This is a genomic window from Hydrogenophaga sp. GW101-3F08 (assembly GCF_059424585.1).
This window is the reverse complement of record NZ_JBWKZP010000002.1, coordinates 700,737-724,785: the sequence shown is the minus strand read 5'-3', so window position 1 is coordinate 724,785 and position 24,049 is coordinate 700,737. Positions and strand designations below refer to the sequence as shown.

The window sequence follows — 24,049 nt, the reverse complement described above, 5'->3', positions numbered from 1 at the left end:
TTGGGCTCCGGGCAAAACCGATCAATTATATCGGCGGGGTGTAACGCAGCCGGTCACCGTCCCGGACCACAAACCCCGTGGCGACTTTGAGGCGGATCTGATGACCACGCGTACTGCAGTGGGCGATCTGCGCCAACAGCTCATCGAGCTGCGCCGCGCTCGCCGCCACGCCCGCGCTGCCGCGCAGCCAGTGGCGCAAGGCGTTGGCCTGGCGTTCGGGCGTCAGGCGCTGCAGCGCCCGGATGGCCGGTGGTGAGCCGGTCTCGGCCAGGTCCAGGCGCGCCAGATCATCGAGCAGCACCTGTGCCTGGGCGGCGTGTCGGGCACTGCGTGCCAACTGCGTCCGAAACCCCGGAAAACACGCCTCCCAAGCGGGCATGAGCACGGCGCGGATGCGGTTGCGCGTGAAGCGCTGGTCGCTGTTGCTCGGGTCGTCCACGAAAGCATGGCCGGTGGCCCCAAGCCAATCGCGCAAGGACTGGCTCGCCAAAGCCAGCAACGGGCGGCCGAAGCGCACACCGTGCCGTTCGAACCGCTCGGGCATGGCCGCCAGCCCCGGCAGACCCGCGCCCCGGCTGAGCGCGAGCAGAAGGGTCTCGGCCTGGTCGTCGGCGTGCTGTCCCAGCAACACGCATGCGGCCCGCGCCTGTTGGGCCATGTCGGCCAGTGTCCGGTAGCGCATCACGCGCGCCGCGTCTTCGGGGCTCTGACCAGGTGCATGCGCCGCGTCGACCCGGGCCACCCGCAATTCGATGCCATGCCGCAGACAGAAACCCCGGGCATGGGACTCGAAGCCATCGGCCGCGGCCTGCAGGCCGTGGTGCACGTGCAGCGCCACCACCCGCCCGGGCCAGCGCTGCCACGCGGCCAGCAGCAAGGCGGTGGAATCGGCGCCGGCGCTATAAGCCACGGCCACCAGCGAGGGCGCCGCCATGGACCGCTCACCAGCGCACCATTGGGCCAACGCCTGCTCGCAGGGGTTGGGCAACGGTGCGGCCATGGTCACCTCAGCGTTTTTCCTGCTTGCTGTCGGCCTTGGTGTCGGTGTAACGGCCGTAGCTGTTCAGGCGCGCGTAGCGGCGGTCCACCAGTTCCTTGACCTTGAGATCGGCCACCTGGCGCCAGGCATCGGTCAGCGCGCGCTTGAGAAACGCGGCCATCTGCTTGTGGTCGCGGTGCGCGCCACCCACCGGCTCGTTGACGATCTTGTCCACCAGCCCGAGCGCCTTGAGGCGGTGCGCGGTGATGCCCAGCGCATCGGCCGCATCGCTGGCGCGGTCGCTGGTTTTCCAGAGGATCGATGCGCAACCTTCGGGGCTGATCACGGAATACACCGAGTACTGCAGCATCAGCACCTGATCGGCCACCGAGATCGCCAGCGCACCGCCGGAACCGCCTTCACCGATGATGGTGGAGATGATCGGCACTTCGAGTTGCGCCATCTCGAAGATGTTGCGGCCAATGGCTTCGGACTGGCCGCGCTCTTCGGCGTCGATGCCGGGGTAGGCGCCCGGCGTGTCCACGAAGGTGAACACCGGCAGCTTGAACTTCTCGGCCACCTTCATCAGGCGCAGCGCCTTGCGGTAGCCCTCGGGCTTGGTCATGCCGAAGTTGCGCAGGCCACGCTCCTTGGTGTCGCGTCCCTTCTGATGCCCGAGCACCATGCAGGGCTGGCCATTGAACCGGGCCAGACCGCCAACGATGGAGAGGTCGTCCGAAAAATGGCGGTCACCGTGCAGCTCCTGGAAGTGCGTGAAGATCTCGCGCACGTAGTCCAGCGTGTACGGCCGGTCGGCGTGGCGCGCGATCTTGGTGATCTGCCAGGGCGTGAGGCTGCTGTAGATGTCCTTGGTGAGCTGCAGGCTCTTGCCCGACAGCTGTTCGATTTCCGCTGAGATGTCGACCGCGGACTCGGTCTGCACATAACGGAGTTCTTCGATTTTGGATTCGAGTTCGGCAATGGGTTGCTCGAAGTCGAGAAAGTTCTTTTTGGCCAAGAGTCGACTCCTCTGGTCTTTGACGAATTGCCTCAGGGGGACACCGCGAAACCGGCTTTGCCGGGCCGCAGGTGCCACCGCCTGGAGGGGGTATGCGGCTACACGAAGTGAGCGAGCAACGGGGGGATGGGGTTCCTCAATAGGCCACGGGGGCCGGGTCCAGCGAGCGCCAAATATACCAAGTCGCCACGCTGCAGAACGGCGCCCAGGTCGCCGCCACTTCGCGAATCTCGCTTCGGCTCACGGGTTCGCCCGAAAAATAACAGCGGCTGATGCCATTTTGCAGGCCCAGATCGTCCATTGGCAATACGTTGGGACGCATCAGGTGGAAGATCAGGAACATCTCGGCGGTCCAGCGGCCAATGCCACGAATGGCCACCAATTCACCGATGATGGCCTCGTCGTCCATCTCTTCCCAGGCATCCACATGCACCTGGTTATTGGCGAAGTGCAGCGCCAGATCGACGAGATATTCCACTTTGCGGGCCGACAGGCCGGCCGCGCGCATGTCGTCCACCTTGAGCTTGAGCACCTGCGATGGCAGCATCTTCTTTGGCAGCACGGCAAAGCGGTCCCAGACCGACTGCGCGGCCTTGACCGATATCTGCTGGCCCACGATGCTGCGCGCCAGCGTGACGAAAGCATCCCCGCGCGACTGCAGACTGACGCCGCCATGCAGCGGGATCAATTTCTTCATCACGCGGTCGCGCTTCATCAAATGGCGGCAGGCTTCAACCCAGTAATCAGGCGCCTCGGGACCGACGTCGGGCAGGACGGACGAGGCCATCAGTGACGCTCCCAGGTGGTGCCGGTCGGACTGTCCTTGAGCACCACCCCCTGCGCCTGCAAGGCCTCGCGGATGCGGTCGGCTTCAGCGAAATTGCGGGCCTGCTTGGCCGCGGCCCGCTGGGCGATCAGGTCCAGGATGGCGGCCTCATCCAGGCCGCCCGCCGCCGCGCCGCCACCCTGCAGATACGCCCCGGGATCGGCCTGCAGCAACCCCAGGGTGCCACCCAGCGCCCGCAACAGGCCCGCCAGCGACGCATCCCGGCTGCGGTTGACCTCGCCCGCCAGATCAAACAGCACGGCCACCGCCTCGGGCGTGCCGAAATCCTCGTCCATCGCGGCACGGAAGCGCTGGGCAAACGGTTGGCTCCAGTCGATCGGGGCGTCCACGGCCGGCACCAGGCTGAGTGCGGTGTACAGGCGCTTGAGTGCCGCACGCGCATCGTCCAGATGCACATCGCTGTAGTTCAACGGACTGCGGTAGTGGGCACGCAGAATGAAAAAACGCACCGTCTCCGGGTCGTATTTCTGCAGCACCTCTCGGATGGTGAAAAAATTGCCCAGGCTCTTGGACATCTTTTCGTTGTCGACACGAACGAAGCCGTTGTGCACCCAGAAACGCGCCAACGGCTTGCCATTGGCCCCCTCCGACTGGGCGATCTCGTTTTCGTGGTGCGGGAACTGCAGATCGGCGCCCCCACCGTGGATGTCGAAGGTTTCACCCAGCGTGGCGCAACTCATCGCCGAGCACTCAATGTGCCAACCCGGGCGGCCCGGACCGAACGGGCTGTCCCACCGGGCCTCCGCGGGCTCGTCGGGCTTGGCCGATTTCCAGAGCACGAAATCCAGCGGATCGTTTTTGTCGGCAGCCACCGCCACCCGTTCGCCAGCCCGCAAGTCGTCCAGCGATTTGCCCGAAAGCTTGCCGTAGCCATCGAACTTGCGCACGGCGAAGTTCACGTCACCGTTGTCGGCCTGGTAGGCCAGCCCCTTGCCCTGCAGCGTGCCAATCAGCGACAGCATCTGGGGCACATACTCGGTGGCGCGCGGCTCCAGGCTGGGTGGCTCGATGCCCAGCGCGCCGATGTCCTCGTGCATGGCGGCGGTCATCTCGTCGGTCAGGGCCCGCAGGGTGATGCCACGCTCCAGCGCACGCTTGATGATCTTGTCGTCGATGTCCGTGATGTTGCGCACGTAGGTCACACGGTAACCACTGACCTTGAGCCAGCGCTGCACCACGTCGAAAGCCATCATCATGCGGGCATGACCGATATGGCAGAAGTCGTAGATCGTCATGCCGCACACGTACATGCGCACATGGCCTGGCTCCAGAGGCTCAAAGGCCTCCACACGTCGGGACAGGGTATTGAAAATGCTCAAAGTCATGGGAAACGGACCACACGGGTTGGATGCGCTGCGACCGTTGAACCCACTGGCCATCGGCGCATCGGCAATGCATTGGGAAAGCGCCGGTCGCGGCAATGGGTTGGGCCGGCCACCACACGACGGGATGCGGGGCGCACCCCTCGCGTCAGGTAGCCATTGGACTTACCCCCTCAGATACAATCTGTCAGTATAGCCAGCCCCAGGCAGCATGACCGTGTCTCGATGGGCGCTATAGTGATGTTTTGCAGGTCCGCCCACCGTCTTTGGTCCGCCGCTTTCGCCATCTGAGGTCCCATGCCCCACCCCATGAAAACCCCGTCTTTCCTGCAAGCGCAATTTCGCAGCGGCACCCGTGCCACGGTCACCCAGCCTCTGCGTCTGATGGCCATGTCGGTCGCCCTCTCGGCGGCCTTGAGCGCTCCGCTGGTGATGGCCCAGTCCGACGACTACGCCGAGGTCAATCGCCTCATGCGCGCAGGACAATTCAGCGAAGCCCTGACCAAAGCCGATCAGCACCTGGCCAACAAGCCCCGCGACGCCCAGATGCGTTTTCTCAAGGGCGTGATCCAGACCGAAAGCGGCAAGCCCACCGATGCGATCGCAACGTTCAGCAAGCTGACCGAGGACTATCCCGAGCTGCCCGAGCCCTACAACAACCTGGCTGTGCTGTACGCCGGTCAGAGCCAGTTCGACAAGGCACGCGCCGCACTCGAAATGGCGATTCGCACCAACCCGAGCTACGCCACCGCCCACGAAAACCTGGGCGACGTGTATGCCAAACTGGCCAGCCAGGCCTACAGCAAGGCCCTGCAGCTGGATTCGGGCAACACGGGTGTCGCCCCCAAGCTGAGCCTGATCCGCAACCTCTTTTCGGCTGACACCAAAAGCGCTCGCCCCGCCACCGCGGCGGCGGTCACCTCCCCCGTGACTCCTCCGTCCGCCGCAGCCACCAAGCCAGCACCAGCGCCTGCCGCCGCCCCCGTGGCGACCAGCGGCGAGAAAAACGACGTCGAAGCCGCGGTGCAAGCCTGGGCCAAGGCCTGGTCGAGCAAGGACATGCAGAACTATCTGGGTGCCTACGCGCCCAGCTTCACACCGCCCAAGGGCCAGTCGCGCAGCGACTGGGAAGCCGACCGCAAGGCCCGCATCGTGCCCCGCACCCGCATCGACGTGGGCATCAGCGATCTGTCCGTCTCCGTGCAAGGTGAGCGCGCCACCGCGCGGTTCCAGCAGGCCTACAGTTCAGACAACATCAATGTCAGCGGCCGCAAGTCGCTCGATATGGTCAAGAAAGGCGACCGCTGGCTGATCGTGCGCGAATCCACGGGTTCCTGATGGCCGGTCGGCGGTATTTCCAGAGAGGGCATGCCAGTGTCCCCGCCGCCTACCTGAATTCGGGGTTCGGCGGTGTGCGGCGCCCGGTTGCCGGCTTGGTCACGCTCGCCGTCTCTGCGATCCTGCTTTTTTTCTTCTCTTCCTGCGTGACCCGCGGCCCAACGGATGCGGTCGGTTTGACGCCCGCAGCCGGTACCGCGCAGACACAGCCCGTACTCGCTGCCGTCACACAACGGCCTTCGCTCCTCGACAGCGCGTTGGCCAAGGTGCAGGACGCAGCCCATCAGCTGTCGGCAGGCACCTCGTCGGGACTGCAGGCCAGGCCGTTATCCGGCGAAGTGCTCCAGGAAGTCCTGCCTCTGCTGGGACAGGCCGAAGCACGGCTGATCGACATCTATCGACTGATCAGCCAGGGACAACACCGTGAGGCGCTGCGCAAGGCGTCCGTGCTGGTGGAAGACCACCCCAATTTCCACCTGGCCCATCTGGTCCATGGCGATCTGCTGAGTTTGCAGGCGCGGCCGGTGCGTCAGTTGGGCGATGTGCCCGACACCAAGGCGCAGGCCGCGGCGGAGCAACTGGCGGCTCTGCGCGACGAGTCGCGCCGCCGTCTGCGCGCGCTCATCGAACGCCCTCCACAGGGCAGCATCCCGGCCCAGTTTCTGGCCCTGTCGTCACAGAGCCGGCACGCCATCGCCGTGGACGCCTCACGCTCGCGCCTGTACCTGTTCGAAAACCTCGCAACGGCCCGGCCTGGGGCCGACGGTTTTGCCGCGCCCCACCTGCGCCTGCTGGGCGACTTCTACATCTCGGTGGGCTTGCAGGGCATCGAAAAGGCTGTCGAAGGCGACAAGCGCACCCCGCTGGGGGTCTACTACATCACCAGCAACCTGAACCCCGACAACCTGCCCGATCTGTACGGCGTTGGCGCGCTGCCCATCAACTACCCGAATCCATTGGATGTTCAACGGGGCAAGACCGGCAGCGGCATCTGGCTGCACGGCACACCCCGTGAGCAGTTCGTGCGCGCGCCGCTGGCCTCGGACGGCTGCGTGGTGCTGTCCAACCCCGATCTGGAGCGCCTGCTGTCCACGGTGCAGATCCGCACCACGCCGGTGGTCATCGCACCGTCGCTCGACTGGGTCACGCCCGAATCGCTGGACGCTGAACGCCAGTCGTTCGAAGCGGCGCTCGAGGCCTGGCGCAGCGCCAAGAGCCAGGGCCAACTGGACGACCTCAAAGGGTTCTATTCCAACCGTTTCCAGAACCAGGGGCGTGATTTTTCCCAGTGGTGGCCGCGGGTGGAAGGTGAACTTCGCAGCGCCGGGGCAGCACGCGACCTGCAGCTCAAAGAAGTGTCGATGCTGCGCTGGCGCGACAGCCAGGACACCATGGTGGTCACCTTTGGCGAAGTGGCGCAAGGCCAGACACGTGGAGTGACCAAGCGCCAGTACTGGGCCCGCGAGCGCGACCAGTGGAAGATTTTTTTTGAAGGAAACACCTGATGGACCGCCTCCCCCCTCTGGCCAGCCCACTGCGCCGCCGACTGGCCACGATGTTGACCGCCAGCGCCCTGTGCGCCTTGGCCTTCCCTGCTGCGGCACAAACGCCCAGTGCGCTCCCCAAAGTGCGGCTGAGCACCTCCATGGGCGACATCGTGCTGGAGCTCTACCCCGACAAAGCGCCGAAGACGGTGGAGAACTTCCTGCAGTACGTGCAGGACAAACACTACGATGGCACGGTCTTCCATCGGGTCATGGACAACTTCATGATCCAGGGTGGGGGCTTCGGTACCGATCTCCAGCAAAAGACAACCCGTTCGCCCATTCCGCTCGAAGCCAGCAATGGTCTGAAAAACGACCGCGGCACCATCGCCATGGCCCGCACCTCCAACCCCAACTCGGCCACCGCACAGTTTTTCATCAATGTGGTGAACAACGCCGGACTGAATGCCCCCAGCCCGGACGGCTATGGTTACGCCGTTTTTGGCAAGGTCACCGCCGGCATGGACGTGGTTGACAAGATCAAGCTCGTCCCGGTCGGCAACCAGGGCATGCATCAGAACGTGCCCAAGTCCCCCATCACCATCCTCAAAGCCACTCTGGAGAAATGAACATGGCCAACCCCCAAGTCGAACTGCACATCGCCAGCTTTGGCGTCATCACCCTCGAACTCGACGCCGAAAAGGCGCCGCTGTCGACCGCCAACTTCCTGTCCTACGTGAACAAGGGCCACTACAACAACACGGTGTTCCACCGCGTCATTCCCGGTTTCATGGTGCAAGGCGGCGGCTTTGAGCCCGGCATGAACCAGAAACCCACGGACCAGCCGATCAACAACGAAGCCAACAACGGCCTGAAGAACGACAGCTACACCGTGGCCATGGCCCGCACCAGTGACCCGCATTCGGCCACCGCGCAGTTCTTCATCAACGTCGCCAACAACGGCTTCCTCAACCACACCGCGCCCAGCGCGCAGGGCTGGGGCTACGCCGTGTTCGGCAAAGTGGTTTCGGGCACCGACATCGTCAAGAAAATCGAAGCGGTGACCACCGGCCGCAAGGGCTTCCACGATGATGTGCCCAAGGACGATGTGGTGATCGAAAAAGCGGTCGCCCTCTGACGCACCGCGACCCAGGGGGCCGATGGGCTTCTTGCTCCATGGACACCCCGACCTCCGACCGCTTCGCCGCACTCCGCGCCCCTGCGCACTGGCAAGCGGTCGACTTCATTTCCGACCTGCACCTGCAGGCCTCGGAGCCGGCCACCTTCGAATGCTGGCTGCATTACCTGCAGCGCCCCCCGGCCGAACGGGCCGATGCCTTGTTCATCCTGGGCGACCTGTTCGAGGTCTGGGTGGGCGACGACCTGCTTCAGGCCGCCCTCCCCCCCACGGGCACACAGCATTCCGCCGACCACGGTTTCTGGCGCCGCTGCGCCGAAGCGCTGCACGCCCATGGCCAGCACACCCCCGTGTACTTCATGCACGGCAACCGCGATTTCCTGCTGGGTCCAGCGGGTCTGAGCGCCTGCGGCATGCATGGGCTGTCCGATCCCACGGTGCTGGCGTTTCTGGGCCAACGCTGGCTGCTCAGCCACGGCGACGCGCTCTGCCTGGACGATACCGACTACATGCGCTTTCGCGCCATGGTGCGCCAGCCGGACTGGCAACAGGCCTTCCTGGCCCAGCCCCTGGCCGAACGCGAGGCCATCGCACGTGGTCTGCGCACCCAGAGCGAACTCCGCAAGCGCGGCCTGGCGAACGACCCCACGCTGTGGGCCGATGTGGATGCCACCGCCGCCAAGGACTGGCTGCGGCGCGGCGCGGCCAGCACCCTGGTCCACGGCCACACCCACCGGCCGGCCCAGCACGAACTGGGCGACGGCCTGCGCCGTGTGGTTCTCAGCGACTGGGACGCACTGGCCCACCCGCCGCGCGCCGAAGTGTTGAGACTCGACGCACGGGGGTTCCACCGCCTGCCACAGCCATTGAGCGGGCATGAGCGGCAGCCACTCATGCCCTGCTGAGCCATGGCGCGTCGACCACCACCTGTGAGCCGCCTCCTGCCCACCTTCATCCAGCGCTGGCTACCGCGGCGTCTGCGCCGCCCTCCAGAGATCCCCTCCGCCCTGTGGAACGCCATGCTGGCGCAACACCCCTTCCTGGCGGCACTCGACCCACACGAGCAACAAAGGTTGCGCCAGCTGTGCCAGCACTTTCTGCTGGAGAAAGAATTCCACGGCGCCAATGGCCTGACCATCACCGATGCCATGGCTCTGACCATCGCCGCCCAGGCCTGCCTGCCCCTGCTGTACATGGGCGGCGTCGCCCAGGCCCCCACCAACGACCCCTTGCCCGCGCTGGACTGGTATGGCGACTTCGTGGGCATCGTGGTGCAGCCCGGCGCAGCGGTGGCCCAGCGCGAGGTCACCGATGGCATGGGCGTGGTGCACCGCTACCGCGAGGTGCTCGCCGGCGAGGCGATGGACCGCGGGCCTTTGATGCTGAGCTGGGAAGACGTTGCCCATGCCGGTTCCGCGGCGGAACATGGCAGCAACGTCGTCATCCACGAGTTCGTGCACAAGATCGACATGCACGGCATGCGCACGGGCGATACACCCGACGGAGCGCCTCCATTGGCGAAGGGTTTTCTGGGCTCGGACAGTGCCGCACAAGCACGGGAGCACTGGCGGCGGACCATGCAGGCCGCCTACAACCGCTTTCGTGAGAGCCTGACCCTGGCCGAACGCTTCGGTGGTGAACCGCCCTGGCTGGACGACTACGCCGCCAAGGATCCGGCGGAATTTTTCGCCGTGACCTGTGAAGCCTATTTCGTCAACCGCGAGCGCTTCGCGCTGGAGTTCCCCGAGCTGATACCGCTGTACGACGGCTTCTTTCGACCCAGAACCTGAACCCCAGCCGGTCACGGTGGCGGGCCCCCTCCCCGCGCAACCAGCGACCGTACCCGGAGCCCCGCTCTCGCGACGCTCCAGGCAAACCGCGTCAACGCTTGAGCAGGACCTTGAGCACGGCCTGCAAGCGCCGCGCCGCAGCCGCGTCATAACCCGAACCGAGCACCTTCGCCACGTCTTCGCTCCAGGTTTCGGCCGGACTGGCCGCATTGCGGCGCGTCAGCAACTGCAGTTGCAGCATGCGGCGGTCGCTCAGGTGTTCGGCGGGCGTGGGCACCTCGGCGGCCATTTCGAGCCTCAGCAGGGTTTCACCCGGCAACCCAGCGGGGGCCTGCGACAGCGCCGCCGCCCAGGCGGCCCGGCTGCCCGCATTCACGCGCGCCCCCAAGGCCTGCGCGGTGGGCAATTGCTGCGCGTCGCGCTGCTCCCACGCGGACATCAGCTGGGTCAACACCTCGCCGTGGGCCTGCGCGGCCAGCTTGCGTAGACTGGCCTGTGCCGATTCGATGGCCTGGCGTTGCGCGCGGAAGGCGGCATCGCCGAGTCGAGGACCGCGAGGCTCACGCTCCTCGCGCCAATCGCGCTGATCGCGGTACGGCGCACCGCCATCGCGCCCACCTCGTGCGTCGGGCCGCCCGGGAGCGCCATCACGGCGCCCCTCCGGGCGATCACCCCGCCGGCCGTCCCGCCCCGCAGGCTCGGCCTTCTTCATGCCAGGACGGTCGTCCCCGCGCACCGCCACCACCTTCTTCGGGGGCGCGGCGGGGGCCGCCGCTTTGGCCGGTACCTCAGGCGCACCTTCGACCGCATCGCCCTCGGCCGCTTGCGCTTCGTTGGGAGACACCGCGTCGGTGCCCCCTTCACCCTCGGCCGCCCCGCTCTGGGGTCCGGTGGGCGTAGCAGCGTCTCGCCGACCCGAAGGCACGGCCTCGGGCTGAGCGTTCAGCGCAGCCTCCAGCGCAGCCATCGCCTCGCGGATCCGCTGCGCGTCGCCACTGGCGCTCGCGTCCTCCAGGGCGCGGGACGCATCCAGCACGCGCTGATCGTGCGCATTGAGCGCCGTGGACGCCTTCTCGCGTTCGCTGCTCTTGCGAGAGAAAGCCTCGTCGATCGGCTGACGGAACGCCTCCCACAACTTCTGTTCGTGCTTGCGCTCCAGGGGCACCGCGTGGGCCTCGGCCTGCCAGCGCTGCTGAAGGGCCTTGACCGCGTCGATGCGCAACACCGGTGCGGCCCCCAGCGCGATGGCTTCGTCGATCAGCGCCCGGCGACGCGCCGTGCTCTCGGCCTGCGCGGTCTCCAGACGTGCGTGCGCGGCGTGCATCACGTCTTTCCAGATCGGCTGGATCTCAGCAAACGCCTTTTCGCTCAGGTGCCCGGCTTCGCGCCAGCGCTCGGAGAACGCGTGCAGCTCCCGCACCATGGCTTTCCAGTCGCTGCTCTGCTCGTGCGCCAAGGTCCATGCCTTGAGTTCTTCGATGATCCCCAGGCGCTGGGCCCGGTGGGCATCGGCCTGCTGGCGCACCTGGCTCAACCAGGCTTCCACCCATTTGTGGGCCTCGGTACAAGCTTCGTCAAAACGCTTCCAGAGCGCGTGATTGGGTTGCCCGCCCTGGTCGGTGCTCTTCCACTGGTCGCGCAAACTGCGCAGAGTCTCCTGCATCTTGCGCCCACCCAGGCGCTGGCCTTCAGGGGCCTGCAGCAGGGCCTCGGCCTTGGCGACCAGTTCTTCGCGCAGCTGATCAGCGCGCCAGCGTTGCCAGCCTTCGAGTTCACCCGCCTGGGTCAAGGCGGCATGGGCCCGCGCCTCCAGCTCGGCACCGATATGCCGCGCGTGGCTCTTGAGCACCGCGCGCACATCGGAGGCGGCTTTGGGCGTGGCTTTGCCGTGGCCTTCGGCCAACTCACGTTCGAGCACCCCCAGCACTTTGTCCAGCTCGGCGGCCACACGGGTCCGTTTTTCCTGCGCGGCCTGCGCACTCTGGGCGGACCTCTCAGCCGGCGCCACCACATCCACACCACGAGCGACGCGCAGTTCGTCGGCCCACACGGGCACGGCGGGCAGCGGCGCCTGCGGATCGGCATCGGCGGCAACGGTCTGAGCCAATGCGGCCTCGAAGGCATCCCATACCAATTGCAGCTGGCTGCGCGAGGCCTCCAGCATGGGCGGGAACTTGGCCTCCACACTCGCCCACTGCGCATCGTTCTGCAGCGTGCTGGTCTGCTGCAGCCAGTGCGCCACATCGGCACGCAGGGTGTCGGCGCTGTGTTGGGCATCGCGCCAGGATTTGGTCGACAGCACCTCGATGCGCTGCGCGATCAACACCGCGGCTTCGCGCTCCACCTGCACCCGGTGCTGCAGGTCTTCGATGGCCTTGACCCGCTCGGTCAATGCCTGTTTCAGCGAGGCCAGCGGTTCGCGAGACAGGGGCGCACCGGCCCGGGCCGCGTCGCGCTGCCAGGCCAAGGCATCCGCAAGGTTCAGCCGCGAGTGGTCCAGCAGGGTCTGCGCCTTGTGGGCCCATTCCACGGCGATCTGCTCCTGCGACTTCTGGCGCTTCTGTTCGTCGAGCTTTTCCTTCAGCGGCTTGGCGGCGCCCCGGTCGCGGTGCGACAACTCCTTGAACACCTCGTTCATCAACTCCACCGACGGCCCACTGCCCAGCCACTCCCGGATGCGCGCCGCACGCTCGCCGGAGGTGGGTGCGGAAAACGCGCCTCCGGTGAGCGCATCCAGCGGATGTGGCGCGGAGAAGGTTGAGGGCTTGGTCGGGATGGGGGTATTCACGGCGGCGGCGTTGGATGGGGTCGGCGACTTGCGCAGGGGAAACAGCGACATCAAACAGGAGACTCAGAAAAGGAAGGGTTCGACACCGTGCCGGCATCGAGCAAGCGCGTATTGTCGCCGCTGTTCACGCACGCACAGAAAGGGACACCCCAGAAACGAGAAACCCCGATGGGCTGAACCCACCGGGGCTGACGGCGGGCGTAATGCACTTGCCGTCGGATTTGGCGGAGAGAGTTTGATGTCTCCCCAGCCTGGAAGCAACAGATTGCTCCCTTTGGAGCCGGCAGACGGTCAGACCGTGTTGCCAGCTGATGCCAGTCGCAATGACAGGCAAGCACAGGTTACCCCGGTTCGGCCATTGCTTCAAGGGTTTCGCCCAGGTGCGACCATGTGGATTTTCAATCACGCAACCACGGCCCATTCACCCGCCTCGAACGACCCACCCCGAGAACGAAAGGTATCAATTGCCCGACAAACGGTCAAAAGTGGCACACGGGACTGGAAGCCCGATCCACGCTGGTGGTGTCGCTAGGGATGTCTGTGCATCACAGTCCATCACATCTTCTTAATACACAAAAGTCATAATAAATAACATCTTAAACATTGACTTGACATGTACAACTCCATAACATCCGTCGGCTTTGCCCATCCAGGGTAAACCCGACCCGCTGCCGAACCCGGCTAAGTCGATCGCCAGGCCCATGAGGTCCTGCCGTCGATGGCGACCCAATCCAGTCGACCGGACCCACCCGTCAGGGCGACACAGAAAGGAGCGACAACATGACAGCGCAACAACAACAAACAAGGAGCACCAAAGGTGCCAAGGCGGCCCTCATGGCCGCACTGGGCGATGTGTCCCGCGGCTTTTTCGACATCACCCACAATGGCCTGGCGCTGCTGGGCACCCTGCTGGCCGTCGGACTGATCACGCTGGCCGCGCGCAGCGATCTGCGAACCAGCGCCGAACAACAGCTGCTCGGCTGGTTGCTGGAGCGCCAAGTAGCAACGACCGAAACCGCAGACGCGGCCGTGTTCAACCCCGAGCCCAGCGCCATCGAGCGCGTCACCGCCGTCCAGCCGACCGACCTCCCAAAACAGCAGGCCAATGTGGCCTTCTGGTTGAGCCGCAAATACCGTGTGGCGCCCGAACCCCTGAGCGTGCTGGTGGCGGAGGCCTTTGACGTCGGCCAGAAAGCCCGGGTAGATCCCACGCTGATCCTCGCGGTCATGGCCATCGAGTCGCGTTTCAACCCGTTTGCACAGAGCCCCGTGGGTGCACAAGGCCTGATGCAGGTGCTGACCCGGGTCCACACCGACAAATACGAGGATTTCGGCGGGCGACTGGCGGCCTTCGACCCGGTGTCGAACCTTCGTGTGGGCGCCAAAGTGCTGCAGGACTGCATCAAGCAGGCAGGCTCGATCGAGGGCGGCCTGCGGCTTTACGTGGGCGCAGTCTCATCCGATGGCGGTGACTACATCAACAAGGTCATGGCGGAACACCTGCGCATCCAGAGCGTGGCCCTGGGCAAACCCATGCCACGCTATTTCCCGCAAATCCAACGCACCCAGGTGATCGCACCCGCGACCGTCGAGCCCACACCCGAGCCAGACTCTGCGACCGACTTCGAAGCGGAAGCGCCTGCGGCCCCCGTCGTCCCACCCGAGACGCCTCTGGCGAACTCGTGATCGAGCCGCACACGCAAACCCCACGGGCGTCCGATCTCTCCATTTGACAGCCATGGCCCGCGCAAGCCTCGGCTAAACTAACCGGGTACGCGACTGGCGATAGGCGCACCAACCGAAGGACGAACTCCTTCTGACTGGCTGCGTTGACGTGGCCCCCCGGCGCTGAAAGCGATCAGCGGCCGGGACAACCACTGGGAAGCGTGCCGCCCGGCCCGACCGGGTGTTCAGCCGTTCGCCTGGGCAGCCCCTGCCGATGTGGTCCACATCGCGCCGGGATCCACGTTACCCAAGACTGCCACCATGTACGACCGCAACATCCTCATCGAGCAAACCGATCCCGAACTGTTTGCCGCCATCCAGGCCGAAAACGCGCGCCAGGAACACCACATCGAGCTGATCGCCAGCGAAAACTACGCTTCACCCGCGGTCATGGCCGCCCAGGGCACCCAGCTCACCAACAAATACGCCGAAGGCTATCCGGGCCGCCGCTACTACGGTGGCTGCGAGTATGTGGACGTGGCCGAACAGCTGGCCATTGACCGTGTGAAACAGATCTTCGGCGCCGACGCCGCCAACGTGCAACCGCATTGCGGCGCCTCGGCCAACGAGGCCGTGTTCCTCGCCTTCCTCAAGCCGGGCGACACCATCATGGGAATGAGCCTGGCCGAAGGTGGTCACCTCACCCACGGCATGGCGCTCAACATGAGCGGCAAGTGGTTCAACGTGGTCAGCTACGGCCTGAACGACAAGGAAGAAATCGACTACGACGCCATGGAGCGCAAGGCCCACGAGACCAAGCCCAAGCTCATCATTGCCGGCGCCTCGGCCTACAGCCTGCGCATTGATTTCGAACGCTTCGCCAAAGTGGCGAAAGACGTCGGCGCCATCTTCATGGTGGACATGGCCCACTACGCCGGACTGATTGCGGCTGGCGTGTACCCCAACCCAGTGCCTTTTGCCGACGTGGTGACCTCCACCACCCACAAGAGCCTGCGCGGCCCGCGCGGCGGCATCATCCTGATGAAGGCCGAGCACGAAAAAGCCATCAACAGCGCCATCTTCCCAGGACTGCAGGGTGGCCCGTTGATGCACGTGATCGCGGCCAAGGCCGTGGCTTTCAAGGAAGCACTGGCGCCGGAGTTCAAGGCCTATCAGCAACAGGTGGTGAAGAACGCCCAGATCGTGGCCGAGACCCTGACCCAGCGTGGGCTGCGCATCGTGAGCGGCCGCACCGAGAGCCACGTGATGCTGGTGGACCTGCGCGCCAAGGGCATCACCGGCAAGGAAGCCGAGGCCGTGCTGGGCAGCGCCCACATGACGATCAACAAGAACGCCATCCCCAACGACCCAGAAAAGCCGATGGTCACCAGCGGCGTGCGCATCGGCACCCCGGCCATGACCACCCGAGGCTTCAAGGACGAAGAGGCCCGGCTGACCGCCAACCTGATCGCCGACGTGCTGGACAACCCGCGCGACCCGGCCAACATCGAGGCCGTGCGCGCCAAGGTCAACGCGCTGACGGCCCGGTTCCCGGTCTATAAATAAGCCATGCTCCTGCCTGCGCCGCCGCGCGGGACGCGATCCGTCATCGGTAGCGCATCTCGCCAGTGGGCGGCCAGGCAGCAACCCTCTGTATATTGGTGTACCCATGAAATGCCCCTTCTGCGGTCACCTGGAGACCCAGGTCGTTGAGACCCGGATCTCCGAAGACGCCGACTTCATCCGCCGCCGCCGCCAATGTAGCCACTGCGAAAAACGCTTCACCACCTACGAGCGCCCGGAAGTCAGCTTTCCAGCTGTGGTGAAAAAAGACGGTCGGCGCGTCGACTACGTGCCCGCCAAGCTCAGGGCGTCCTTCGCGCTGGCGCTGCGCAAACGCCCGGTCAGCACCGAGCAGGTCGACGCCGCCATCGAGCGCATCGAAGAAAAGCTGCTCAACCTGGGCGTCCGCGAAGTTCCCGCCACCCGCCTGGGTGAAATGGTGATGCGCGAACTCAAGAAGCTCGACAAAGTCGCCTACATACGCTTCGCGAGCGTGTACCGCAGCTTCGACGATGTGAACGAGTTCATGGACGCCGTGAGAGAAACCACCTCACGCAGCAGTGGCTGAAGCACCAAGGGCATCAACACCGTTTCCGTACAGTCGGACAGACGCTCCGTCCATCGTTCTTCGTACATCCGGGCCAAACCCGACTGTTACGCTATGAAAACATAGCAGGCCAGAGGTTACTCTGACCTTGTTACCAGTTGCTGTTTGTTTCGGAGATCGATTGGACAAGTCCACATACCCATTGAGCAAGCCGACTCGACACCGTTCGGGCGGCTTTACGCTCATCGAGCTGATGGTGACGCTCGCCGTGGCAGCGATCCTTCTGGGTATCGCCGTACCCAGCTTCCAGGGCATGATGGAAAAAAATCGGGTCGCTGCGCAATCCAACGAGTTGCTGGGTGGGCTGCAAACCGCGCGCAGCGAAGCCATTCGCAAGAACGCAACGCACCGGTTCTGCAGTGCGAGCACTGGCTGGATCGTTCGCACGCCCTCTTCAGCCACGGCCATCCGCGAAGGCACCCTGCAAGGCAGCACCACGGTGGGCACCTTCTGCGCAGACTACCGGGCCGACGGCCTGCCTTACAGCTGCACCTGCAGCACCGCCACCGTCGGTACCACCTTGATCACCGGTGGCCAGATCACCATCACGTCAGGCGCACAAACCCGCAACATCCGGATTCGCACGGGATCGATCCATGTCGAATAAACACAGACAACCTGCCCGTCCGGCGCGTGCCGGCCGTTCTTCCCAACGAGGCTTCGGCCTCATCGAGGTGCTCGTGGCCGTGCTCGTGCTGGCCATCGGCCTGCTGGGCATTGCAGGCCTGCAAAGCAGTACGCTGAAGAACAACCAGAGCGCATTCGAGCGCAGCCAGGCCGTGACCTTGAGCTACCTGATGCTGGACGCGATGCGCGCCAACGTGAATGCCGCGCGTACCGGGCAATACAACATCAGCAGAACATGCAGCGTCAGCGCCAGCACCACACTGATCACCAGCGACCAACGTCTCTGGATGCAGGCGCTGAAGCAGACCCTGGGAAATCGCGACACCACCTGCGGCGAAATCACCTGCCAGGGTGAGCGATGCACCGTCCGCATCTTCTGGGACGACACGCGGGCTATCAGCGGCGACTCCAATCAGATGGTCGAGACGATCAGTGTGCTGTGAGAACAACCATGACCCAGCGTCCCAGAATTTCCAGACCCCGCCCCTCCCGCAGACAGATTCGCGGCTTCGGTATTGTTGAGCTCATGGTGGCCATTGCGCTGGGCTTGTTCCTGGTGGGAGGCGTCATCGGCGTGTTCGTCACCAATCAGCAGGCCTATCGCACCACCGAGCAGCTCTCCCGCATGCAGGAAAGCGGACGCACTGCCGTGGAACTGATGGCGCGGCAAGTGCGCGAAGCCGGCGGAAGTCCGTGTGGTCGGGGTGTGCCCACCGCGGATGTGATAAACCCTGATTCCGGTGGCAGCGCCTTCTGGTGGGCCAACTGGACCGATGGCATCCGGGGCTATGACAACAGTACGGCAGCCAACGGCATCACCATCGGTACCGGTGCGGGTCAACGGGTCGATGGCACCGATGCGGTCTTCCTGGTGTTTGGCAACCTGAACACCGGCGTGCGGATCAACGGGCACGTTCCCACTTCGGCCCAGTTTGACGTAGGCACCAACAGTCATGGCCTAGTGGATGGCGACATCGTACTGGTGTGCAACTATCGGCAGGCCGCTCTTCTGCAGGTGACCAGTGCGAGTACCTCCAATAGCACAGTGGTTCACAACACAGGTGTTGCTGGGGTGTCGCCCGGAAACTGCAGCAAGGGTTTGGGCTACCCCACCGATTGCTCGAACGTCAACGGCAATCTGTACGACTTCAGTGGCGGCTACATGGTCAAGCTGACCAGCGAGATCTGGTACATCGGATTCAATGGGCGAGGCGGGCGGTCGCTGTACAGAGCACGATTGGTGAACAGCGGTGGAACAGTCAGCGCAACGCCGCTGATTGAAGAGATTGCCGAAGGCGTCACCGACATGCAACTGACCTATCTGGAAACAGACGCCACGGGTGCATTGCCGACCGACTACGCGACCGCAGCCTCCGTCACCAGTTGGCCCCGGGTCAATGCCGTTCGCGTCACGCTGACCTTACAAAGCCTGCAGAACGTGGGCACCGACGGCGCCGCCTTGCAGCGCCAGATGACGCACGTGGTCACCCTTCGCAACCGCCTGCCATGAAGCCATTGCACACTTCCCACATACCCGCACCGAGACAGGAGCGCGGCGCCGTGCTCATCATCTCGCTCATCCTGCTGGTCCTCATCACACTGATCGGCGTGGCCAGTCTGCGCAACGTGGTGCTGGAAGCGAAGATGTCCTCCAACTTCTACGACCGCAGCCTAGCCTTCCAGTCGGCTGAAGCTGGGCTGCGTGCAGGCGAAGCCGTGGCCGCGGCTCAGGCCCAGACAACCCCCAAGCACACCAGTGCCCTGGCGCTCGCCGCGCCCACCAACGCCACCGAATGCAGTTCAACCTGTTCCGGCGGCCTATGCTCCGCGCCGGGTCTCTACTGTGAAGGCCGTTGGGCCATAAACGGTTTCTCAGGTTGGACCAACGCCACCGTCAGCCTGAATACCCAGGCCGGGTCCTCGCCGCAGTATTTCGTGGAATTCCTGGGCAACGCGTTCCCCTGCGACCCCAGCACACCGCTGGTGAATGCCACCTGCGCCCGCTACCGCATCACGGCGCGCAGCCAAGCCGGATCCGATCGGGCGGAAGTGATTCTGCAGTCCGTCTACGCCACGGAATGACACCAAAAAAGTGAAAAGAAGGAAGGTCATCATGAAGCTGTCCACGCTCGCCAACCGTGTCGCAAAGGTGGCACTGACCACCCTGGCGGCCGGCATTTATCTCAGTGCCGGTGCCGTGACCTGGCCCAGCACCCCTCTGGGGTCTACCACCAATGCCACCCCCATGACCATGCTGGTCATGAGCAAGGACCACAAGCTGTTCTACGAGGCCTACAACGATGCCAGCGACGTCGATGGTGATGGCACGCTGGACATCCGGTTCAAGCCGTCGATCAACTACTACGGCTTGTTTGACTCCGGTTATTGCTACAACTACAGCAGCGACCGTTTTGAGCCGGCCGGCACCACGGACAATCTGGGCCGTTGTACCGGCTCGGCCCAATGGTCTGGCCGCTGGCTCAACTACATGACCACCAGCCGCATCGACGCCTTGCGCAAAGTGCTCTATGGTGGCCACCGGGAGGTCGACACCACCAGCGACACCGTGCTGCGCCGCGCCTACATTCCGCAAGACTCGCACAGCTGGGGCAAGGAGTACCACAGCGAAACGACCGATGGTTACAAGATCAGCGACTACACCCCGTTCAACGAGCCCAATGGCACCAACCGTCGGCATTTTTTCGGCAGCCTGACCAGTACCGATGGAGTCAACTGCAGCACGTTGAGCGATTGCAGTGATACACGTCAGCCGCTGCTGCGCGTACGGACGAGTGTTAGCGGCGACCACCGGATCTGGGAATGGGCCTCCAAGGAGCGCCCGGTGCTGGGCAGCACGCTGTCCACAGGCAACTTCCCGAACAACACCGATGGCGAAGTCAACTACCGCGTCCGGGTTCAGGTCTGTACCGCCAACTTCCACAACGGCTGCAAGCAATATCCCAATGGTGGCACCCCGGTCTACAAACCGGTGGGCCTGCTGCACGACTACGGCGAAAACGAGAGCATGTTCTTCGGCATGCTGTCTGGCAGCTACGATAAACCCATGAGCGGCGGACGGCTGCGCAAGGTCGTTTCGTCGTTTGCCGACGAAGTGAACAGCACCTCTGGGCAATTCAATTCCAATGCCCCCATCGTCAATACCTTCAACAAGCTGCGCATCCGGGACTACAACAACACGACAACAAACAACCACTACCGAGGGGGTTGGGTTGCGACGCGTTCGATGACCGACGGCGAGTTTGCCGACTGGGGCAATCCGGTGGGTGAACTGTTGTACGAAGCCACCCGTTACTTTGCCGGTAAAAGTGCCGCCACCGCTGCCTACGCGGATGGCACCACGATCGATGGACAAGTGGGTCTGAGCTCTGCAGCCTGGGATGACCCATATGCGTCCAACAGCGCTGCCAGTGCCTCTTCCTGCGCACGGGCCAACTTCCTGACCATCTCGGACGTCAACCCATCATTCGATTCGGACCAGCTCCCTGGCGTCTACAGCGAATTTGGTTCGTTCACAGGCGACCTGACGGGAATGAGTGTCGAAACCATCGGCACCACCATCTCCTCGCTGGAAACCAACATCATCGACCAGCAGTTCTTCATCGGCCAATCGGAGAATTTTTTTGACACCGCGCCTACCCCAAAGACCGTCAAATCGCTGGGGCGGATCCGGGGCTTGGCGCCCGAGGAGCCGACCAAGGAGGGCAGCTACTACAGCGCCTCGGTGGCCCGCTTTGCCAAGACCACCGATTTGCGCACCACGTTGACGGGCAACCAGACTGTTGACACCTATGTGGTGGCGTTGAGCTCTCCCCTGCCCAAGATCGCGGTCAAGACGTCCAGCGGACGAACCATCACCATTGTTCCGTTCGCCAAGACAGTGGGAGGGTTCGGCGTTTCGAACACCAAGGGGCAGTTCCAGCCCACCAATCAGATTGTCGATTTCTATGTGGAGAAGATCGCCAATTCGGGAACAGGCGATGCCGACAGCAGCGTGAACAATGGTCGCTACTACGCCGAGTTCCAGATCAATTTTGAGGACGTGGAGCAAGGCGCCGACCATGACATGGATGCCATCTCGAAATACGTCGTCAAGGAAAACGCATTGGGCCAGGTCGAGGTGACGGTCACCCCCACCTACCAGGCCGGTGGCATGCAACAGAACATGGGCTATATCGTGTCGGGCTCCACGCAGGATGGGGTTTACCTGGTGGCCCGTGATGAAACCTCAAGCCCCATGTATTTTCTGAACGTCCCTGCGGGACGGACGCCTGGCTACTGTGACGGCACGCTGACGGCGGCCCAGCAGACCGAGTGCCAGAACATCCCATCCATCGGGCAAACCGTATCCACCTACACGTTCACGACCAGCACCAGCCCTTCCGCCACCCTGCTCAAGGACCCGCTGTGGTACGCCGCCAAGCACGGTGGCTATGTTGACGGCAACGAAAGTGACAGCCTGGATCAGGACTCCGAGTGGGACAAAGACAGCGATGGTGTGCCGGACACCTATTTTTTCGTGCAGAACCCACTGAAGCTCAAGGACTCCCTCAAGAAGGCGTTCGAGAACATCATCAAGCGCAGCGGCAGTGGCGGCAATGTGGTGGCCAACAGCACCACACTCTCTACCGAGACCTTTGTCTACCAGGGTATCTTCAACAGCGAAAAATGGTCCGGTGACCTGGTGGCCTACCAAGTCACCACCGACGGTGTCAATGCCAATCCAGCCTGGCGGGCATCGCAACTGATTCCCGCGCACGATGCCCCCCGTGATATCTACTATGGATCCATGCGCACCGGGAGCCTGGTTGGTAGACTGTTCAACTGGGCGACCTTGTCTTCGAGCGAACAGGCCCTGTTTGACAACTCATCGGACATTCTGAACTACCTCCGCGGTGATCGCACCCATGAACTGAGCAAGGGCGGTACGCTGCGCAACCGCAATCCGGACACGGTGCTGGGAGACATTGCGCACTCGTCGCCCTTCTACGTAAAGGACTCGAACACGGTCTTCATCAGCGCCAACGACGGCATGTTGCATGCCTTTGATTCGCAAAACGGTAACGAGCACTTTGCTTACATCCCGAGCGCCGTCACGGCAAGGCTGAAGAACCTGACTGCCACCAGCTATAACACCAGCCACGAGTTCTTTGTCGACGGCGACATCGCCGTTTCGACCAAGGTCCAGACAGGAGGCGTGAACTATCTGGTGGGGACCCTCGGCCGTGGCGGCAAGGGCCTGTTTGGCCTGAATGTGAGCGATCCGGCCAATTTTGATGGGGACGATGTGCTGTGGGAGTATTTCTCCTCCACCGATCCAGACCTGGGCTATATGCTGGGTCGTCCGATCATTGCCCAACTGCAGAACGGCACCTGGGCGGTGATCATCGGCAACGGCTACAACAGCACCGACCAGAAGGCTGTTCTCTACATCTTCCGACTGGACAACGGTACCCTGATTGAAAAAATTGATACCGGCGTGGCGGGCGACAACGGTCTGTCCACACCGGGCCTTGTGCTGGATGGTTCGGGCAAGGTGGTCACCGCCTATGCGGGTGACCTCAAAGGCAACGTGTGGAAGTTTGACCTGAGCAGCAGCACCTCATCGGACTGGTCGGTGGCCTTCAGTGGACAACCTCTGTTCACGGCCACAAGCGCCGCAGGGGCTCCACAACCGATCACGGCCCCCATTACTGCGCACCAAAAGACGATGCCGGAATACACCGGTGACCCGCATGTGGGCCAGTGGTACGTTTATTTCGGTACTGGCAGTGATTTCCAAGTTTCTGACCCAAGCAATACCGACAGACAGTCCTGGTACGGATTGATCGACGAGGGGGCACCGATCGCGCGATCAGATCTGCTGCTGACCCCGGGTTTTGAAGACCAAGACACGATTGCCGGCAAGTCAGCCCGGTCTTTTAATGTGATTAACCCAAATGCCATGCAATTCAAGAAAGGTTGGGTCATTGACCTAATCGCCGAGGGCGAACGAATGGTCACGGCATCTCGGGTCTATCAGCTGGCAGAACCTACCCTGCTCGCCAGCTCCGTGATTCCAGTGGACGACGTTTGCAAGCCGACCGGTCGAGGTTTCCTGAATGCGGTCAACCCATACACCGGTGGTCGGTTGGTCAACCCCCTCTTCGACTTTGATGACGACGGAGGCTTCACAGATGACACCTTCCCTGATGGCGACTATGCGGGCTCCATTGATCTCGGTGTCGGTAAGCCTGGCGAGCCCATTCTGATTGGCGACCGCCTGGTGGTGGGCGGCTCCGAAGGCAAGGTGGAAGATGTCCGCGTCAACCTCGGTGGTGGTGGGTCATCGTTCCGTGGTCGCATTTCCTGGCGGGAGATTGTTCGATGAGCACTTGGCAAAAGTCGATCAGCCGCATGGCTGGCAAACGCATGAACAACACCTCCAGAATGCAGGGTTTCACCCTGATCGAGGTGATGATCGTGGTGGCGGTGGTTGCCATTCTTGCGGCGGTGGCCTACCCGAGCTACCAGCAATCGGTCGCCAAGACGCGCCGCGCTGCCGCGCAGGGATGCCTGGTGGAAATGGCCCAGTTCATGGAGCGCTTCTACACGACCAACATGCGCTATGACCAGACAGCGGCCGCTACGCCGGTGGCCGTGGCGCTGCCAAACCCGGCCTGCCGAGCGGACATGACCAACTTCTATACGTTCAGTTTCACATCGGGTCAACCGACGCAGTCGACTTACACGGTACAGGCGGCCCCCCAAGGAAGCCAGGCAACGGTCGATGCTGGATGTGGCACATTGACCCTGACACAGGCTGGCACCAAAGGCAGGACCGGCACGGCCGCATTGGGAGATTGCTGGCGGTGAGTTGCCGGAC

The 24,049-nt window shown here is 63.6% G+C and carries 20 protein-coding genes; 15 read left to right on the top strand and 5 right to left on the bottom strand.

What is annotated here, in order from left to right:
* Window positions 1-25: 25 nt before the first annotated feature.
* The 4 genes from tilS to cysS form a co-directional block, all read right to left on the bottom strand.
* On the bottom strand, window positions 26-1,000 hold the full coding sequence (gene tilS / locus AC07YZ_RS09025; protein WP_494794504.1) for a tRNA lysidine(34) synthetase TilS: 975 nt from the start codon (window positions 998-1,000) through the stop codon (window positions 26-28).
* A gap of 7 nt (window positions 1,001-1,007) precedes the next feature.
* Window positions 1,008-1,997: an acetyl-CoA carboxylase carboxyltransferase subunit alpha gene (locus AC07YZ_RS09020; protein WP_226493503.1), complete on the bottom strand. Its 990-nt coding sequence runs from the start codon at window positions 1,995-1,997 to the stop codon at window positions 1,008-1,010.
* A 136-nt stretch (window positions 1,998-2,133) separates the two neighbouring features.
* Window positions 2,134-2,784 (bottom strand): DNA-3-methyladenine glycosylase family protein, encoded by a 651-nt coding sequence (locus AC07YZ_RS09015; protein ID WP_226493504.1) that lies wholly within the window; start codon window positions 2,782-2,784, stop codon window positions 2,134-2,136.
* Window positions 2,784-4,169 (bottom strand): cysteine--tRNA ligase, encoded by a 1,386-nt coding sequence (cysS, locus tag AC07YZ_RS09010; RefSeq protein ID WP_494794503.1) that lies wholly within the window; start codon window positions 4,167-4,169, stop codon window positions 2,784-2,786. The genes AC07YZ_RS09015 and cysS overlap by 1 nt, the downstream gene beginning before the upstream one ends.
* Window positions 4,170-4,475: 306 nt before the next feature.
* On the opposite strand from cysS, the gene AC07YZ_RS09005 reads away from it, so the two are divergent.
* The 6 genes from AC07YZ_RS09005 (at window position 4,476) to AC07YZ_RS08980 (ending at window position 9,916) form a co-directional block, all read left to right on the top strand.
* The gene (locus tag AC07YZ_RS09005; RefSeq protein WP_494794502.1) at window positions 4,476-5,504 is read left to right on the top strand and encodes a YybH family protein; all 1,029 of its coding nucleotides are present in this window, start codon (window positions 4,476-4,478) and stop codon (window positions 5,502-5,504) included.
* A gap of 338 nt (window positions 5,505-5,842) precedes the next feature.
* Complete coding sequence (locus AC07YZ_RS09000; protein WP_494794501.1) at window positions 5,843-7,009, top strand: L,D-transpeptidase family protein; 1,167 nt, start codon at window positions 5,843-5,845, stop codon at window positions 7,007-7,009.
* A gap of 50 nt (window positions 7,010-7,059) precedes the next feature.
* Window positions 7,060-7,617, top strand: a complete 558-nt coding sequence (locus AC07YZ_RS08995) for a peptidylprolyl isomerase (RefSeq protein ID WP_494794573.1) — start codon at window positions 7,060-7,062, stop codon at window positions 7,615-7,617.
* Window positions 7,618-7,619: 2 nt separating this feature from the next.
* Window positions 7,620-8,126: a peptidylprolyl isomerase gene (locus tag AC07YZ_RS08990; protein ID WP_068174292.1), complete on the top strand. Its 507-nt coding sequence runs from the start codon at window positions 7,620-7,622 to the stop codon at window positions 8,124-8,126.
* A gap of 38 nt (window positions 8,127-8,164) precedes the next feature.
* Window positions 8,165-9,031 (top strand): UDP-2,3-diacylglucosamine diphosphatase, encoded by an 867-nt coding sequence (locus AC07YZ_RS08985; protein WP_494794500.1) that lies wholly within the window; start codon window positions 8,165-8,167, stop codon window positions 9,029-9,031.
* Between the two features lie 3 nt (window positions 9,032-9,034).
* A complete protein-coding gene (locus tag AC07YZ_RS08980) occupies window positions 9,035-9,916 on the top strand; it encodes a M90 family metallopeptidase (protein ID WP_494794499.1) in 882 nt (293 codons plus the stop codon).
* A gap of 91 nt (window positions 9,917-10,007) precedes the next feature.
* Here AC07YZ_RS08980 and AC07YZ_RS08975 read toward each other — a convergent pair whose 3' ends face one another.
* Entirely contained in the window at window positions 10,008-12,755 is a 2,748-nt protein-coding gene (locus tag AC07YZ_RS08975) for a DUF349 domain-containing protein (protein WP_494794498.1), read from the bottom strand.
* 783 nt (window positions 12,756-13,538) lie between these two features.
* On the opposite strand from AC07YZ_RS08975, the gene AC07YZ_RS08970 reads away from it, so the two are divergent.
* From AC07YZ_RS08970 to AC07YZ_RS08930, 9 genes are all read left to right on the top strand, one after another.
* Complete coding sequence (locus AC07YZ_RS08970) at window positions 13,539-14,390, top strand: lytic transglycosylase domain-containing protein (protein ID WP_226494764.1); 852 nt, start codon at window positions 13,539-13,541, stop codon at window positions 14,388-14,390.
* A gap of 300 nt (window positions 14,391-14,690) precedes the next feature.
* Window positions 14,691-15,935, top strand: coding sequence for a serine hydroxymethyltransferase (glyA, locus tag AC07YZ_RS08965; protein WP_226493511.1), 1,245 nt, complete (start codon window positions 14,691-14,693; stop codon window positions 15,933-15,935).
* A 103-nt stretch (window positions 15,936-16,038) separates the two neighbouring features.
* A complete protein-coding gene (gene nrdR, locus AC07YZ_RS08960) occupies window positions 16,039-16,500 on the top strand; it encodes a transcriptional regulator NrdR (RefSeq protein WP_494794497.1) in 462 nt (153 codons plus the stop codon).
* 160 nt (window positions 16,501-16,660) lie between these two features.
* Entirely contained in the window at window positions 16,661-17,146 is a 486-nt protein-coding gene (locus tag AC07YZ_RS08955; protein WP_494794496.1) for a GspH/FimT family pseudopilin, read from the top strand.
* Window positions 17,136-17,609 (top strand): type IV pilus modification protein PilV, encoded by a 474-nt coding sequence (gene pilV, locus AC07YZ_RS08950; protein ID WP_494794495.1) that lies wholly within the window; start codon window positions 17,136-17,138, stop codon window positions 17,607-17,609. Before AC07YZ_RS08955 ends, pilV begins: the two co-directional genes overlap by 11 nt.
* 8 nt (window positions 17,610-17,617) lie before the next feature.
* On the top strand, window positions 17,618-18,676 hold the full coding sequence (locus tag AC07YZ_RS08945; protein ID WP_226493515.1) for a PilW family protein: 1,059 nt from the start codon (window positions 17,618-17,620) through the stop codon (window positions 18,674-18,676).
* A gap of 50 nt (window positions 18,677-18,726) precedes the next feature.
* Complete coding sequence (locus tag AC07YZ_RS08940) at window positions 18,727-19,248, top strand: pilus assembly PilX family protein (RefSeq protein ID WP_494794494.1); 522 nt, start codon at window positions 18,727-18,729, stop codon at window positions 19,246-19,248.
* Between the two features lie 31 nt (window positions 19,249-19,279).
* Window positions 19,280-23,554: a pilus assembly protein gene (locus AC07YZ_RS08935; RefSeq protein ID WP_494794493.1), complete on the top strand. Its 4,275-nt coding sequence runs from the start codon at window positions 19,280-19,282 to the stop codon at window positions 23,552-23,554.
* Window positions 23,551-24,039: a type IV pilin protein gene (locus AC07YZ_RS08930; RefSeq protein ID WP_319004829.1), complete on the top strand. Its 489-nt coding sequence runs from the start codon at window positions 23,551-23,553 to the stop codon at window positions 24,037-24,039. Before AC07YZ_RS08935 ends, AC07YZ_RS08930 begins: the two co-directional genes overlap by 4 nt.
* Window positions 24,040-24,049 lie beyond the last annotated feature (10 nt).